The organism is uncultured Pseudoteredinibacter sp. (genome assembly GCF_947500695.1).
Taxonomy (GTDB): domain Bacteria; phylum Pseudomonadota; class Gammaproteobacteria; order Pseudomonadales; family Cellvibrionaceae; genus Pseudoteredinibacter.
Genome location: NZ_CANMSS010000001.1, coordinates 251,757 through 267,417, shown reverse-complemented (window position 1 = coordinate 267,417; position 15,661 = coordinate 251,757). Strand labels below are relative to the sequence as shown.

General features: G+C 46.9%; 12 protein-coding genes. 8 read left to right on the top strand and 4 right to left on the bottom strand.

What is annotated here, in order from left to right; translation table 11 throughout:
• Nucleotides 1-5: 5 nt before the first annotated feature.
• Nucleotides 6-1,211: an acyl-CoA dehydrogenase family protein gene (locus tag Q1A08_RS00955; protein ID WP_299768386.1), complete on the bottom strand. Its 1,206-nt coding sequence runs from the start codon at nucleotides 1,209-1,211 to the stop codon at nucleotides 6-8.
• Between the two features lie 57 nt (nucleotides 1,212-1,268).
• Nucleotides 1,269-2,288 (bottom strand): NADP-dependent oxidoreductase, encoded by a 1,020-nt coding sequence (locus Q1A08_RS00950; RefSeq protein ID WP_299768384.1) that lies wholly within the window; start codon nucleotides 2,286-2,288, stop codon nucleotides 1,269-1,271.
• 334 nt (nucleotides 2,289-2,622) lie between these two features.
• On the opposite strand from Q1A08_RS00950, the gene Q1A08_RS00945 reads away from it, so the two are divergent.
• From Q1A08_RS00945 to Q1A08_RS00930, 4 genes are all read left to right on the top strand, one after another.
• Nucleotides 2,623-3,399 carry a TetR/AcrR family transcriptional regulator gene (locus Q1A08_RS00945; RefSeq protein ID WP_299768381.1) on the top strand — a complete coding sequence of 259 codons (777 nt, stop codon included), beginning with the start codon at nucleotides 2,623-2,625 and terminating at the stop codon, nucleotides 3,397-3,399.
• Between the two features lie 15 nt (nucleotides 3,400-3,414).
• Nucleotides 3,415-4,422 (top strand): helix-turn-helix domain-containing protein, encoded by a 1,008-nt coding sequence (locus tag Q1A08_RS00940; protein WP_299768378.1) that lies wholly within the window; start codon nucleotides 3,415-3,417, stop codon nucleotides 4,420-4,422.
• 141 nt (nucleotides 4,423-4,563) lie between these two features.
• Nucleotides 4,564-5,790, top strand: coding sequence for an FAD-dependent oxidoreductase (locus Q1A08_RS00935; RefSeq protein ID WP_299768375.1), 1,227 nt, complete (start codon nucleotides 4,564-4,566; stop codon nucleotides 5,788-5,790).
• 101 nt (nucleotides 5,791-5,891) lie between these two features.
• The gene (locus tag Q1A08_RS00930; protein WP_299768372.1) at nucleotides 5,892-6,212 is read left to right on the top strand and encodes a 2Fe-2S iron-sulfur cluster-binding protein; all 321 of its coding nucleotides are present in this window, start codon (nucleotides 5,892-5,894) and stop codon (nucleotides 6,210-6,212) included.
• Nucleotides 6,213-6,327: 115 nt separating this feature from the next.
• Here Q1A08_RS00930 and Q1A08_RS00925 read toward each other — a convergent pair whose 3' ends face one another.
• A complete protein-coding gene (locus Q1A08_RS00925) occupies nucleotides 6,328-7,557 on the bottom strand; it encodes a DUF819 family protein (protein WP_299768369.1) in 1,230 nt (409 codons plus the stop codon).
• Between the two features lie 262 nt (nucleotides 7,558-7,819).
• Nucleotides 7,820-10,162, bottom strand: coding sequence for a methyl-accepting chemotaxis protein (locus Q1A08_RS00920; RefSeq protein WP_299768366.1), 2,343 nt, complete (start codon nucleotides 10,160-10,162; stop codon nucleotides 7,820-7,822).
• A 526-nt stretch (nucleotides 10,163-10,688) separates the two neighbouring features.
• Here Q1A08_RS00920 and Q1A08_RS00915 point away from each other — a divergent pair.
• The 4 genes from Q1A08_RS00915 (at nucleotide 10,689) to Q1A08_RS00900 (ending at nucleotide 15,659) form a co-directional block, all read left to right on the top strand.
• Nucleotides 10,689-12,614: a VacB/RNase II family 3'-5' exoribonuclease gene (locus tag Q1A08_RS00915; RefSeq protein WP_299768364.1), complete on the top strand. Its 1,926-nt coding sequence runs from the start codon at nucleotides 10,689-10,691 to the stop codon at nucleotides 12,612-12,614.
• Between the two features lie 22 nt (nucleotides 12,615-12,636).
• Complete coding sequence (locus Q1A08_RS00910; protein WP_299768361.1) at nucleotides 12,637-13,515, top strand: acyl-CoA thioesterase II; 879 nt, start codon at nucleotides 12,637-12,639, stop codon at nucleotides 13,513-13,515.
• Between the two features lie 126 nt (nucleotides 13,516-13,641).
• Nucleotides 13,642-14,565 carry an adenosylcobinamide-phosphate synthase CbiB gene (cbiB, locus tag Q1A08_RS00905; protein ID WP_299768359.1) on the top strand — a complete coding sequence of 308 codons (924 nt, stop codon included), beginning with the start codon at nucleotides 13,642-13,644 and terminating at the stop codon, nucleotides 14,563-14,565.
• 38 nt (nucleotides 14,566-14,603) lie between these two features.
• Nucleotides 14,604-15,659, top strand: coding sequence for a threonine-phosphate decarboxylase (locus tag Q1A08_RS00900; RefSeq protein WP_299768356.1), 1,056 nt, complete (start codon nucleotides 14,604-14,606; stop codon nucleotides 15,657-15,659).
• Nucleotides 15,660-15,661: the final 2 nt, after the last annotated feature.

Below are 15,661 nucleotides of genomic sequence, written 5' to 3'. Positions count from 1 at the left end.
TCTCCTTACAGACCCAACACGGCCTTACAAATAATGCCTTTTTGAATTTCGTTGGTGCCGCCGAAAATCGATTGCTTACGGTTATTGAAATAATGCGGGCCAGTATTGGTTTCAAACCAATCGCCAATTCGCTCGCCTTCAAAGCCGTCATGATACTGTGCTTGAGTAAACGGCATGGCGTGGTAGCCTGCGAGCTCCACGAACAACTCATCAATGGCCTGCATAACTTCAGTACCTTTAATCTTCAAAATAGAAGATTCAGGACCAGGTGCTCCACCAGAAGCAACCGCCGCTAAAGTACGTAGTTCAGTGTATTCCAAAGCGGTTAAATCCAATTCAACATTGGCCACTTTGGTACGGAACATTTCATCTTTCCAAAGTACGCCTTCGCCGTCATGAGCTGGGGTTTCTTTAGCCAAGCTCTTAACTTTTTCCAAACGCACTTTAGAGTTTTGCACATTGGCAATACTGGTGCGCTCATGGGTCAACAATAACTTAGCGTAGGTCCAACCTTTGTTTTCTTCACCAATAAGATTGACGGCGGGTACGCGCACATTATCAAAGTGTACTTCGTTCACTTCACGCTCTTCGTCCAGCGTTAAAATGGGCGATACGCTAATACCTGGGCTCGTCATATCGATTAAGATAAAGCTAATGCCCTGCTGTTTCTTTGGTGCATCAGGATCTGTACGTACTAGACAGAACATCCACTCAGCCCAGTGGCCCAATGTTGTCCAGGTTTTGGTACCGTTGATGATATAGTCGTCACCATCACGTACAGCGCTGGTTTTTAAAGCAGCCAAATCAGAACCTGCGCCCGGCTCAGAATATCCCTGACACCACCACACATTAGATTCTAAAATATCAGGCAAAAAGCGTTTCTTTTGCTCTTCGTTACCATAGGTATAAATAACTGGTGCAACCATGGTGACACCAAATGGAATCGTACCTAGAACATGTGCACGCGCTTTTTCTTGTTGCACTATGTACTTCTGGGTAGGCGTCCAACCCGTGCCGCCATATTCCACTGGCCAGTTTTCCGCTAGCCAACCTTTATCATTCAAAATTTTCTGCCAACGAATAAAATCCTCTTTCGTTGGGTGTATATTATTTTTGATTTTTTCTTGAATATCTTTTGGATAATGCTCCGCAAAGAACTGACGAACTTCTTGCTGAAAGTCCAGCTCTTCTTGGGTAAAGTCAATATTCATGATTTACTCCATTTACTTTTGCTAGGTATTTATATTCAAAATCCATAAAGCCAGTATTTAGCCTAGCTTTACAACTTGCTTACCAAAATTTTTGCCTTTAAGCATACCGCGGAACGCCTCAACAGCATTGTCGATACCTTCGGCTACGGACTCGCGGTATTTCACTTGACCGTCTTTAATTTTATTGGCTAGAAGTGCCGTCGCTTCACCGTGCTGCTCTTGCCATTCGGTAACCAAAAAGAAGCGGTGCTCAGGTGGCTCTTCCATTGCACCAAAAACATGGAATGGGGTTTCAACAGCAGCCATATCCTCGGCGTTATAAGCCGATACATAACCACACACCGGTACGCGAGAGCCTTTATTTAGCAACTTGGATACAGCACGAGTGACTGCACCGCCAACATTCTCAAAATAGATATCAATGCCATTTGGACAGGCCGCCGCTAGATCAGCATCTAAATTTCCAGCCTTATAATCTACACAAGCATCAAAACCCAATTCTTCGGTGACATAGCCACACTTCTGATCACCACCGGCCACACCAACGACACGTAAGCCCATCGACTTGGCAACCTGCCCTACCAGTGAACCAACCGCACCCGATGCCGCAGAGACCACAATCGTTTCGCCCGTTTGCGGCTTGCCCACTTCAGTCAAACCGAAATAACCCGTACGCCCAGGCATACCTGCCGCACCCAAAAATACTGATAAGGGCAAACCTTTGGCATCTACCTTGTAGATCATTGGCTCATCGCCCTTGGCGATATAATGAGTCTGCCAGCCGGTATAGGCCGTCACGATATCCCCAACCTGATAGGCATCCGTTTTACTGGCAATTACTTCGCCGACCGCTTCGCCCACGATCACAGCACCAATTTCAACGGGATCCATATAACCTTGCATGTCATTGAGGCGCGGGCGCATATAGGGGTCTAGGGATAAGTATTTGTTTTCTATAAGAAATTCACCATCCTGTAATTCGCGCACAGGGCTTTGCGTAATTTCAAAATCCTCATCTCGGACTTCGCCATTGGGGCGTTGCTTAAGGGTTATCGCGGTGTTCATTGGCGTAGTCATAGCGGAGCCTCATAGTTTGATTTGACAAAAATCTCGCCGTTGCAGTCATCATCAAAGCGTAAATATCGTTGCGAGACTGAAACAAATTCGTTATGGTTCTTTAAAAAAGAGCGAGCGTTCGCTATTTATCCTAGATAGCGAGACATTCGTCAAGGCCTGTGAAAAGTTTGGTCAAGTTTCGGCGAACTGAGCGCGGAATTTGTCCCTTTTGCACAGACCTTGCGGCTTAGTGCCGACTAGAACGACCTAGAGCCATATAGAACAGCGTAAAACGGCATAGGGCTAGATAGAACACTAAGCATCCGCAGCCAAAACCAGACGATGGGGAAGCAATATGATGAGCGACGAACAGGCCAATTGGCCCCAAGAACAGTGCTTCGCAAGTTTTAAGCACTGCCTACCCGTTTGTCGCGAATCGGTCTACAGCCAATTTTTCGAAGCTTTTCGTGAAGATATCAAGGTCAAGCGTGAAAGTGCCGCGGTAAAAAACCTGAAGATTATTTTTGATGCCACTTTTGAACTGGCCAGCAAAGGCGGCTTTGATGCGATGAGTCTGCGCGATCTTAGCCAAAGCACCGGCATCAGCATGGGCGGTTTGTACAACTACATCAGCAGTAAAGATATGCTGGCCCAGATGGTCAACGATTTTCTAAGCCAACGCCTAGCACCGCTGGCCTACTCCCTAAATTTAGAAAGCGGCAGTCCGAGACAACGCTTGGCCACAAGGCTGCGAATCTATATCTATATGGGCAGTCTGTTTCGCCCTTGGTATCGCTTTGTGTATATGGAATCCAAGTCCATGGCACGCCAGCAAAGAGATCAAGCCAAGCAATTTGACCTTATCGATACCGCCAAGCTCAAAGAGCTGATCGAAGAAGGCGTCGCCGCCGGAGAGATGCATTGTTCCAATAGCGAACTCACTGCTTCCGCCCTTCTGGCCTTAATTCAGGACTGGTATTTGAAATCCTGGAAGTACAAACAGAACGAAACCAGTACCGACGATTATGCGAATTTTTTAGTGTCCTTGATGGACAAGTTACTGGCCGATAATGACCAACAAACTCATGATCAGACTGGTTACAATGACCACTCTGGCAAAAATAACCAATAGACAGCAGATATAGCCATGCCAAATATTGCTCTGATTGCTTACGACGGTTGCTACACCTCAAGCCTCGCTAAGGTGCAGGACAACCTGCACATCGCAAACGCCTACTGGCGCAAACAACATGGGGATACCGAAGGGCAATTTGCCACAAAGGTGCTGTCCATGGATGGTCAAGGCGTTGCCTCTGTCGGCGGCCTTAGCTTTAACGTTGACGGTGATTTAAGCCTTGCTGATGACTGCCAAGTTATTGTGGTGCCCTCTTTGTTTTACGAAGGTGAATTACCGTTCGGGCGCAAGCTAAAACAAATGGCTCCGATGGTAGATTGGCTTCGTCAACAACACGGCAAAGGCAAAACGATTATGGGTCATTGCACCAGTAGCTTCATCATTGCTGAGACTGGATTACTTAACGGTGGAATCGCAACTACCAGTTGGTGGCTGGAAAAGAAATTTCGCCAACGCTACCCCAATATTGAGCTCAATATCCGCCAGCTGTATATCGAACATCAACGTGTGATGACAGGTGCTGCCGCCAACTCTGAGCAGTTAATGACATTACGCTTGATTGAGCGCTTTATGGGTAAGAGTATTGCAAACCAATGCGCCAAAGCGACCTTATTGAACACCAATGAAGTCGAGCAAACCGCCTTCTTGACCTTGGAGAACCAACTTGAGCATAACGACCCATTGGTCAGCAAAGCTCAAGCCTGGCTGCAACGAAATATGAAAGAGCGTTTCTCCTTGAACCAGTTAGCTGATGAATTGGCGGTTAGCACACGCACCTTGATTCGCCGCTTTAAACAAGTATTAGATGAAACCCCTAACCGCTATTTGCAGAACCTGCGTATCGATACTGCTAAGCGCATGCTAGAGAACAGCGGCTTACCGGTAGAAAGTGTCATGCTGCAGGTTGGCTACACAGATCTGAGTTCATTTAGCCGACTGTTCCAGCGTAAAACCGGCTTGACTCCACGAGCCTACCGCCAGCGCTTCCATAATCAGCAACGTTCCGGTACCGACGGTTAAGAGATTTGCAGCAAATTGTCACTGCCAATGCGATGTGGCTACCCTAATATGGTAGCCACTGTTCTATACGGCCTATAATAAACTGCTTTTTCGCAATCGCGCGATTGAAGCTAAACAACAGTGGGATAATAGAGAGACATTATGCAAGGCAACTGTATCATTATCGGCGCTTCACACGCTGCCGCTCAGCTAGCGCCAAGTTTGCGTCAGGAAGGCTGGCAAGGCCGCATTATAATTATCGGCGACGAGCCATATGCCCCCTACCACCGCCCACCGCTATCAAAAACATTTCTAAGTGGCGAGAAAACCTTACAACAGTTATTGATTCGCCCGCTCGCAGCTTACGACAAAATAGACGCCGAATTTATGTTGGGGCAACGTGTCGATAGTATTGATCGCGAAAGCAAAAGCATCACCCTTAATAATGGCGAAACCCTTAGCTACGAGAAGCTCGCACTTTGCACCGGCTCAAGACCGCGCCAGATTCCATTACCGGGGGTCGATCTTGCAGGTGTGCATTATCTGCGCACAGTCGCCGATATCGAAGGCATTCGCGCACATTTAGATAAGAACCAAAAACCCGCCAAAGTCGTCATCATTGGTGGCGGTTATATAGGTCTAGAAACGGCAGCAGCACTCAATAAGCTTGGTGTAGAAGTTACTGTTTTAGAAATGATGGAGCGAATTTTACAGCGGGTTACCGCCCCCGTTATCTCAGAGTTTTATCAGAACATCCACACAGAGGCTGGCGTAAACATTCTTACCTCAATGGGTGTCGATGCCATTCAAGGTGAAGCTAAAGTCGAATCTGTGCTTTGTAGTAATGGCGAAACCATTGCCGCCGATGTGGTGATTATTGGCGCAGGTATCGTACCCAATATTGAGCTTGCCGAAGCAGCAGGCCTTACGATCGACAATGGTATTGCCGTAGACGCCTACACGCAAACCAGCGATCCAGATATCGTCGCGGCCGGTGATTGCAGCTCCTACCCACATAAACTGATTGGTAGCCGGGTGCGACTCGAAAGCGTACCTAACGCTACTGAGCAGGCCAAAACCGCCGCAGCCAGCATCTGCGGCAAGCAAATCGACAATCATACGCACCCTTGGTTTTGGTCAGATCAATACGACATTAAACTGCAAATTGCCGGCTTTAATATGGGCTATGATCAGGTGCTGGTACGCGGAGACAATAATAGCCGTGCTTTCAGTGTTTGGTATTTTAAAGGTGAACAATTATTAGCCGTTGACTGCATTAACCAAGCTAAAGAGTTTATGCAAGCTAAGCAATTACTCGCCAAGGGCATAAACCCGAGCCCTGGACACGTATGCGATACAGATTTTGATTTAAAATCGCTGTTGGCTTAGGCTACAGCCAAACAAAGCTCTATACAAAAGTTCCATACAAAAGCTCCGTATAAACGGGGCAAACAAGAGAAAGTGATTAGCCAAAGGAAAAGAGGAAAACCATGCCTTTAATTAACTATGTCGATGCCAGTGGCAACCAGTTTGAAGCCGAAGTCGAAGTTGGCAGTAATGTCATGCAGGGTGCTGTCGACAATATGATCGATGGTATCTTGGCTGAATGCGGTGGTGCATGCGCCTGTGCTACCTGCCATTGCTACGTCGACCAAGCATGGCAAGATAAAGTGCCAGCTGTTGAAAGCGCCGAGCAAGACCTATTGGAAGCCGTTGTCGATCCCAAAGACAATAGCCGCCTTAGCTGCCAGCTAGTCGTCACTGAAGAAATGGATGGCTTGGTAGTACACCTACCCGCTTCACAATATTGATTTCAGTTTTTAACTGATCAAGAAAAGCCCAGTCTTTAACTGGGCTTTTTTGTGGGCATAGATATGGCAGATAAGTTTTCAAGCAACAGCGATAAATAATGAACCTGTGGTGGCTTTATTTAGAAAGCAGACTTACCACCAAAATTCCAAGGGGCGTGCCGATAATATAACCGGCCACACCTACTAGAATTCCCGGCGTCACCAAAGCTGGCCAACCCCTGGCCATCGCCAGCGCTGGAGCGGTGGTTGCTCCCAGTATAGCGGCATTAGAAGCAATAATGAGCTCAGGCAATGACAGTTGTGCGGAATCCGATTTCTTCGATAGGATTCGCAATAGCCAATTAATTAGATAAGCCCCCCCAAATACCACCAAGCCGTGTATCACCAAAAGCACAACCACAAACAGCAATAAAATAGGCGCTGTCCCAATAAGGGCGAAAACATCAGCGCCAGCACATATAGCGGCGAAAAATACAAAGGCTAGAATCAAACCGATTTCTTCACCCCCTCGTAGGGATTGCATCGTTTTGGGTGCGAATGTTGCCGGTAATACCGAGAACAAGGTTATAAATATATAGCGCAATGGCTTAAAGTTACTGCCTTCAAAACTGTGTTGTAAAAACGCAATCAGTCCATCAGACAACGCCACCACCGAGATACTAAAAACAATCGCCGCACAAAGAGAAAAAGCGCTGATAGTATTTTTATCTCGCGCAGCCTGCTCAGCTCTACCATCGTTGATTCCCAAATCACCCGCGGTATCGATAGCGCTATGATCACGTTGAGCAAAGCGTTCCAGCAACCATTTTGAAGCCGGCATCAAGGCAATAACCGCTAAAAATACCGCACTCATTAAACTATCGACGGCGGTAGCTGCCGAAATAACACTGGCATCATCAAAGCCGGTAGCTTGAATCAACGCAGCATAGTTCACCGAGCCACCCACATAGGTTGCCGTAAATATTCCTGCTAACTCGGCTTCCTTTGCTCCGAGATCTATAAAGCTAACGGCTATAATAGCCCCTAGGGCACTTCCCACAGCCGCCAATAAAAACGCCACCCCCACGCGGCCAGACTCTGCAATAATTTTTCTAACATCGGCGCGTAATAAAAACAATGGAATTAAGACCGGCACAAAATAGCTAAAAACTAAATTATAGAAATCCGCCGATTTTGGTATCAGGCCAACATTCGATGCCAGTATGGCGAGCAGTAAAACCCATACCGCCCCCGTAAGCACCCGCCCCCACGCTTGCTTCTCGGCCCAAAAGCCAAACAAAGCAATGGCAAATAAGGCGGCTGCAACCGCAAAGTGTGCGTCAGGTGGAATCAAACTAAAGGTCATAATTAATCCATTATTGTTTTTATGGAATCAATAGCGCGGGTGGCCCGCTAGTAAACAGGCAGTATATAAGAGTGCTATAGAGAATACGCTATCACTATTGATGATAATTTTATCTAAGCATATAAAACATTACGGTCAGAGCGACACAAAGTCCACTATATGCCTAAAGACAAACTAGCAAGGGAAGTTTTAAAGTGCTGTAAAAAAGAAAGCCCGAAACAAGTTCGGGCTTAGAATAAACAATAGATTAAGCTAATCCTTGCTAGCCAACCTTGTAGGCGGACACCATCGTTTTCAGATTACCGGCCAACCCGCTGAGCTGCGAGCTAATACTATCAAGCTCGTGGCTACGTTCTGTACTGCGATCTGACAGATGACTAAGATCCTGCGTGCTGCCGGTGATCTCTTTGATTACTTCGCTCTGCTCTTCAGCCGCAGTGGCAACCTGCTCATTCATCAAAGAAATCTTACGGACGATATCCATAGTTTCAGCCAAGGCTTCCTTGGAAGATTCGGCTTCGGCCACATTCGATTTAACCTTCTCAAGGCCTGTACGCATAGCTCCAACCGCTACACCAGAGTCCGATTGCAAGCCTTCAATCATCGATGAAATCTCGCCGGTGGCATCTTGAGTACGGCGCGCTAGGTTACGAACCTCATCAGCAACCACCGCAAATCCGCGCCCTTGCTCGCCAGCCCTAGCCGCTTCAATTGCCGCGTTTAAAGCCAACAAGTTGGTCTGTTCAGCGATTTCTTGGATCACATCCAAGACCGAGCCAATATCGCTGGTACGCTCAGCCAAAGTTTCCATGGCCTCATTCGCACTGCCGATTTCACCCGCTACCGCTTGGGTAGAGGCCACTGATCTTTCAACCATATCCGCCAAGCGGCCAGATATCGTATTGGCCTCTCGAGTTTGTACGGCAGTTTCACTGGCATTGCGCGCCACTTCGTGCGCTGCCTGCTCTAACTGAGTAGCCGATTGAGCGACCTTCATGCACTCGCGGTTTTGCGCATCTATTTCCTGCAAATTGGTATTCATCAATTCAGACATACCATCCGCACTCTGCGCCAGCTGTCCCGAAGAAGAGCTGATTTGTAGAAAGTTTTCTCTCAGCCTACGGATTAACGCATTCACACTGCTGGCTGCTTGAGAGACCTCTTCATCACCCGCTTCAGAGATAGACAATGTTAGATCGTTATTCGCCGAGATTTCAGCAACCGTCTCGCTAAGTCTTGAAATAGGCCGCGATAAACCATGGGCAAACCATAAGCCTACGGCAATAGCTACGATCAAGACTGCAACGAAAGTGATTCCACCATATAGCGCGATCAAGTCACCAAGGGACTCAACCGCCTGAAATGCTTCGTCTTGATAGATTTCAGCGACAATACCCCACTTCAAGCCATTAATATTTAATGGTGTATAAGCCCCGATCACCTTCTCTCCCATATAGTTTTCATAATGGGATACACCAGTACGGCCACCTGCGACTGCTTTACCTGCTGGAGTGTTTACTGGGACCGCGGCAATCGTGGTGCCCTTCGCCAACACAGTATCTGTCGCGGATTGGCCAAAGCTGCTGTTATAGCCCCATTGCTTAAAGGCATTAGGGCTCTCTACAAATACACGACTGTCTGAACGCATATGCTGATCATCACCGACCAAATAAAGCTCAGCGGTTTTACCATAGCCTTGCGACTGCCAATCTTGATTCAGAGTCATCAGCTGATTAATACGATCTAGAGCCATCTGGTAAACCAAGATGCCTTGCTGATTGCCATCAATATCCAAAATGGGTGTCGCCGCGAAAGCGGCATTGTCGTTATAGCTTGGCAAATAGGGTTTGAAATCCACTACAGCAACTTCCCGGCTATCTCCCAATGCTTTTGCCGCCCTATAGGCCTGCGCTAAACCAGAATTGCGATACGGCCCAGAGTCGAGATTAGTCGCATAGTCCAGCTCCTTGTATACCGAGTAGACTACATCGCCCGTCTCGGGGTCGATGATAAAGATATCGTAAAAGCCAAAACGCTTAAGAAAAGCCTGAATGGCGGGGTGATAGAGTTCATGCACCTCGTCGTAACTGCCGCCCAATGAAGAGCTCAGCATATTATCTTTTTCGCCTAAGGCTTCTTCATTGTCACTGATGTAATAGTATTGAAACCATTTCGCTCGCTCACCCAGAGAGCTAACAATGCTGTCAACATCGACTGATTTGCCAGTGTTCTTTTCCTTATAACGATTGGCGTAATCGTTTTGATAGTAGTCATCCAAAGACCGTTCAGCATCGCTGCCAAATCTCTCAATGGCATCCGTGCCTGCAAAGCTTTGCTGGGCAAAGGCTTCATTGAAGTCAATCGCGGCCGAAACCAACATATTACTTTGTGCCTGACTCAATAATTGATCATTAACAGTTTGGAAATACGACTCAAGTTCGGTCTTTTTCGCTTCTCGGCGCGAAACCAACTTGCTTTCCAACTGTTTATTTAAAGCTTCTTGTGCGGATGAATATGAAAACCAACCCAGTACCACGGTTACAGCTAAAAGCGGTATCAATGATAGGGCTAAAGCAAACAAAGAGACCCTAGTTCTAACTTTCATATGTAAATTCTCATTATGTCTATACGTTATCTGGCCATCTGAACGCGAATGAATGCTTACGCGACAGTTAATACATCGACCAACTCACACTAAAGGTTTAGTAATTATTTTCACTTCTTACAAAATATGTTAATACGAAAAGTTAGAAAACCAGCAGCCCCCCCATGGTGCGTGGCTTTGCGGAATCCCTCATAAACAGCAAGGATTTGCGTAAAATTTGCTCACTCAAGACAAATACGCTCTATTTTTGATCATTTAAGACAACAGCGCGCCCTTATGATGCACTCAGGCGCACCAATTTAACGCTTAAGTTATAGCCACCCTGTTGAGGCCATAGTTTTTGTATAGAGAATCGATATATAGAACAGATAGATGGTCAGAGAATTTGTCTTCAAGACAGGATCGCCAAGCCTGGGATAGCTGATATAATCACGCCCTTTTGGGCTAATGTAGGTCCCGGATTCAATGCCAAGATTGCTCCTGGAACCTAGATCTATTAACACCTCCCTCTCATTAAGGGCTTTACATGCTAAACAAAGATGCGCTCAGCCAGTTGAGCCAACTGAAGAAAGATATCCGATCTACAAAAGACATCGCCAAAGGTACGGTTAGAGGCAGCAATGGCAAATTTGGCTTTGCCAGCCTTGATGATGGTCGCGAAGCATTTATAACCCCCAATGATATGAATCGCCTTTTCCCAGGAGATCGTGTTCGTATTAATGTAGTTGAAGGTAAAGGTGGCAAGCCTCAAGCCGAGCTGGAAAAACTACTAGAAAGCCCCCTGCAAGACTTTGTAGGCCATTATGTGGTGCGCGGTCAGGGCCATTTTGTGCAGCCAGATCTGCCTCAGTTTAACCGCTGGTTATTTATTCCCCCTAATCAACGTAAAGGTCTAAAGGCTGGCGATTTTATCCGCTGTCGTATTAGCCAACACCCTTTTCACAAAGAGGGTAAAGCTCAGGTACGCGTGCTAGAAAACCTAGGTAACGATAGCACTCCAGGCATTGAAGGCCTCTACATGGCCAGTAAGCATAATTTGCCAGGCAAATTAGGCAAAGGCGCCCAGGAACAGGCTGATGAGCTAGCAAAAGCCGATATCCCTAGTTACCCCAACAACTGTGACTTGCCCTTTGTTACCATCGATTCATCTAGCACCTTAGATATGGATGATGCAATCGCAGTACAGCGCGATGGTGATGATTACAAGGTCAGCGTCGCTATCGCTGATCCAAGCATCGAAGTTGCCGCTGATTCCTCTCTCGGTCAGGCCGCTCTCAATAGGACTCAGACCGTGTATCTGCCCGGTCAAAGCCGACATATGTTCCCAACTGAGCTGTCTCAGAATCGCTACTCCTTAGTCGAAGGCGAGCAGCGTCCTGCATTAATCTGTCATATGGACATCAGCCATTCAGGCGAAATCTCTGCATTTCGCTTTGAATTAGCCAACATCAAATCTCAGAGAAAGCTCAGCTACCAAGAGGTGGCAGATTGGCTCTGCGAAGATGACGACAAACTGGGCCTAGATGCAGCACAAAGCGAGAGTTTAAAAGCTCTGCACGAGCTCGCGCAGCAGCGTCAGGCTTTCCGTCTAGAACATGCCCTGGTAATGGAAGATAAAGCCGACTACGACATCGAGCTAAATGAACAAGGCAAAATAGGCTCGATCCACAAGCGCAATAAAACCCAAGCCCACCTAATGGTAGAAGAAGCTATGCTGGCTTGTAATATCAGCGCGGCCAGCTTCTTTAAAGAAAATCAGCTACCTGCTCTATTTTCACACCACGCAGGAATAAAAGAAGACAAGCTGGAAACCTTACAAGAGGTGCTTAAAGCCGACCATCCCAAACTTGCTGATCTAAAGCTTGATAGCTTAGAAGGCTATCGAGATTTGATGCAGAGTCTAAATCAAGACGACCCTCAGCTACTGCTAACTTGCAAGCGTCTATTACAGGCCAGTGAACTGCATACCTCAGCGGCACCGCACTTAGGTCTTGGATTGGCTGGCTATGCCACCATTAGCTCCCCAATTCGCCGCTATCAGGACTACTACAATCACCTAGTTATCAAGGCCAAACTTTCTGAGCAAGCTATGCCAATGACCATTAGCGCAGAGCAGCTAGAAAAGACGCAGACGCAACTCATGGCTGGGCGCCAAGCTGTTCGCCAAATGGAGCAGTGGCTACATGTGCAATATATGGCCGATAAAATTGGCAGCGAACATCAAGCCACCATCGCCCTAGTCAACGGCCAAGGCGTTGGCCTGCGCTTTGATGATACGGGTATCGAAGGCTTTGCTCTTTTACAAAACAAAGAAGCCCCTTGGGAGTTAGACCATCGCCGCCTAAAACTCGTCCGCGGTGACACTGTGCACCAGCTTGGACAATCCCTTAAAGTTAAGGTGAACAGCATTGATACTGCACTTCGTCGTATCGCTGTAAGTATTGTCGAATAGTAAGAACAATAAGGACTGCCCAATGAGCGACGCCTTCGCGGATAAAAAAGTCAAAGATTTTCAAAGCCTACTTGAAGTACTGCGGTTAGAAAAACAGGGGGACTTACTTTTTCGCGGGCACAATATGCAAGTACCTTGGGGGCGCGTTTACGGCGGGCAAGTACTCGCCCAAGCACTTTATGCCGCTCACCAAACGGTGAGCGATGAATATAAAGTTCATTCCCAGCATGCCTATTTCATTCGCCCTGGGCAGGTCCATATTGATATTGATTTTGAAGTCGAAATCGTGCGCGACGGTCGCGGCTTTTGCACCCGCCGCGTTACCGCCCTGCAGAACGGTAAGGCGATACTAATTTCATCCCTGTCTTTTCAAAGGCCTGAAGACGGTTTAGAGCAGCAATGCGAGTTCCAAGCCGACGCTCCTGTAGAAGGCCTGCAGACAGAACACGAACGGCAAATCGAATACTGTGAAGCGAAAGGCCTAGATCCAGATAAACGCACTTTGGAAATCGAATATCGCAGCACCAACCCTTTCGATCATTTAAACCCTACACCAATGCCACCTCGCGTTGGAGTTTGGATGCGCGCCAGCGGGAAAGTTGAAGACCCCATTCTGAACCAAGCGCTGCTATCGTATATGTCGGACAGCTATCTGTTAGACACCTCCCTACTGCCCCACGGTATCTCCTATTACAACCCTAAGCTGCAAAGCGCCAGCTTGGATCATGCGCTATGGTTTTACGATCAAATTGATGCCAGCGAGTGGCACTACTATGAACTTGATAGCCCCAAAACCGCAGGTGCCCGTGGCTTGAACTTTGGAAAAATCTATCGCAAGGACGGCTGCCTTGTAGCGGCAGCCGCGCAAGAATGTTTAATGCGCATGGTGGACAGCAAATAGCTGAATACACCATTGAGCTCTATTAATAGCAAAAACGATAGGGAATCTATTGGTTTCGCCCGTTTTATATTGCAGCCCTGGTAGACTTCTATTTTCTCTTCCTAGCTCCATAAGGAAACACCTGCAGTGAACTTCAGTGAGCTGTGCCTTTGCGTGATCATTGGCCTACTAATCGATGCCTTACTCGGAGAAAGTCGACGTTTTCACCCATTGGTAGGCTTTGGCTACATCGCCTCTAAGCTGGAGAACTATCTTAATCACGGCGATCATCTCATTACTAAAGGTTCACTGGCTTGGGTACTGGCAGTCCTACCTTTGTGCTTCGCTGTTTGTGCTTTCTTTTACCTCTGCACTTTGCCTATATTCGCAGAAATTATCGTAGGCTCGTTTATTGTCTATCTAGGTATTGCAAGACGCTCTCTTTTAGAGCATAGCGAGGCAGTGGCAACAGCCTTAAAGAAAGATCTACACTCTGGCCGCGTCGCAGTCGGTATGATTGTGAGCCGAGAAACTTCAGAAATGGATACCCGTAGTATCTGTAACGCCGCTATTGAATCTACCTTAGAAAACTGTAACGACAGCGTAATTGCACCCATTTTTTGGTTTCTCGCATTTGGGCCTGCTGCTTTAGTTCTTTATCGACTGAGCAATACACTGGATGCCATGTGGGGCTATAAAAACAAACGCTACCTGAAATTCGGAAAAGCCTCAGCGAGAATTGATGACTTACTTAATTATATCCCCGCTAGAATCTGCGCCCTGCTCTTTTGCTTTAGTAAAAACGCCAAGCAGAGCATTCTAGCCTGGCAACAGCAGGCCAAGCACTGTGCCAGCCCCAATGGCGGACCGGTTATGTGTACAGGTGCCGCCGCACTTGGACTACAATTAGGCGGCCCGGCCATTTACCACGGCAAAAAGGTGGAAAAGACCGTAATGGGTTACGGCCTGCCAGCAACCAATGAAGATATTACTCGAGCAAATCAGTTTGTTAATCGCCGCATAGTATTCTTAACGATAATACTAGCCTGCCTCGCTCTGCTTATACGATAATTAGGCACACAGTATTATCTAGTTAAAACATCGAAACAATGAAGATCACAACAAGCATTAGCCATGGTGGTCGTCTCGCTGAGATCGCAGCAGCGTCCAATACAGGCATAGCACAGTGGCTAGATCTCTCCACCGGCATCAGTCCCTGGAGCTGGCCCGTACCTCAAATCCCTGAAGCGGTATGGCGTGAACTCCCCAACGATAATGATCAACTTGAAAAAATAGCCCAAAATTTTTATCAAAAAAACACGGCAGGCCTAGCGATAGCAGGAACTCAGTGGTTAATTCAGCATCTTCCAGTATGTTTGCCGGAAACTAAAACCGTCGCACTGCCTGAGAGAGGCTACCAAGAACATCATAAAGCATGGCTGCTAAGCGGGAATAGATATCTGCTATACAAAAACCAGAAAGACCTTATGGCAAAGTTAGAACAAAAGCCCGAGGTGAATACTGTGGTTTTGATTAATCCGAATAACCCAAGCGCCGAAACCTATTCTCACAAAACCTGTGAAGACATCGCAAAACTATGCGAAAAAAGAGGAGGCTACCTAATCGTTGATGAAGCTTTTAAAGATATTGAGACAGCTAACATTCCTCCAGTCGATTCGGCGAACAATATTATTTGTACACGATCACTCGGAAAATTCTTCGGTTTAGCGGGTATTCGACTTGGCTTTGTTTTTGGCCCCTCAAAGCTCACTGAACAACTGCGCGGCATGGCTGAACCCTGGTCAGTAAATGGACCAGCGCGCTATATAGCTAAACAATGCTTACAAGATCATAAATGGCATAACGAACAACGACAAAGAATTAAAGCCGCCAATCAATCTCTGCATCAACTCTTAAAACAGCTTAAACAACAAGTTTCTAGCGGTGCAGAGCCAGCAGAACTGTTAGATGGAGGCTTATTTATCACTCTAAAAGGTGATAAGGGTAAGATAGCTTCCTTGCACAATTATTTATTAAGTCAGGCCATTTATTGCCGCATTTTCGACCCTATCGAAAACCATAACTTATTGCGATTTGGCTTGTGTGATACAGGAGGTCTCGAACGCCTAAAAATGGTAATAAAAACCTATATAAAACAAGGCTAAGT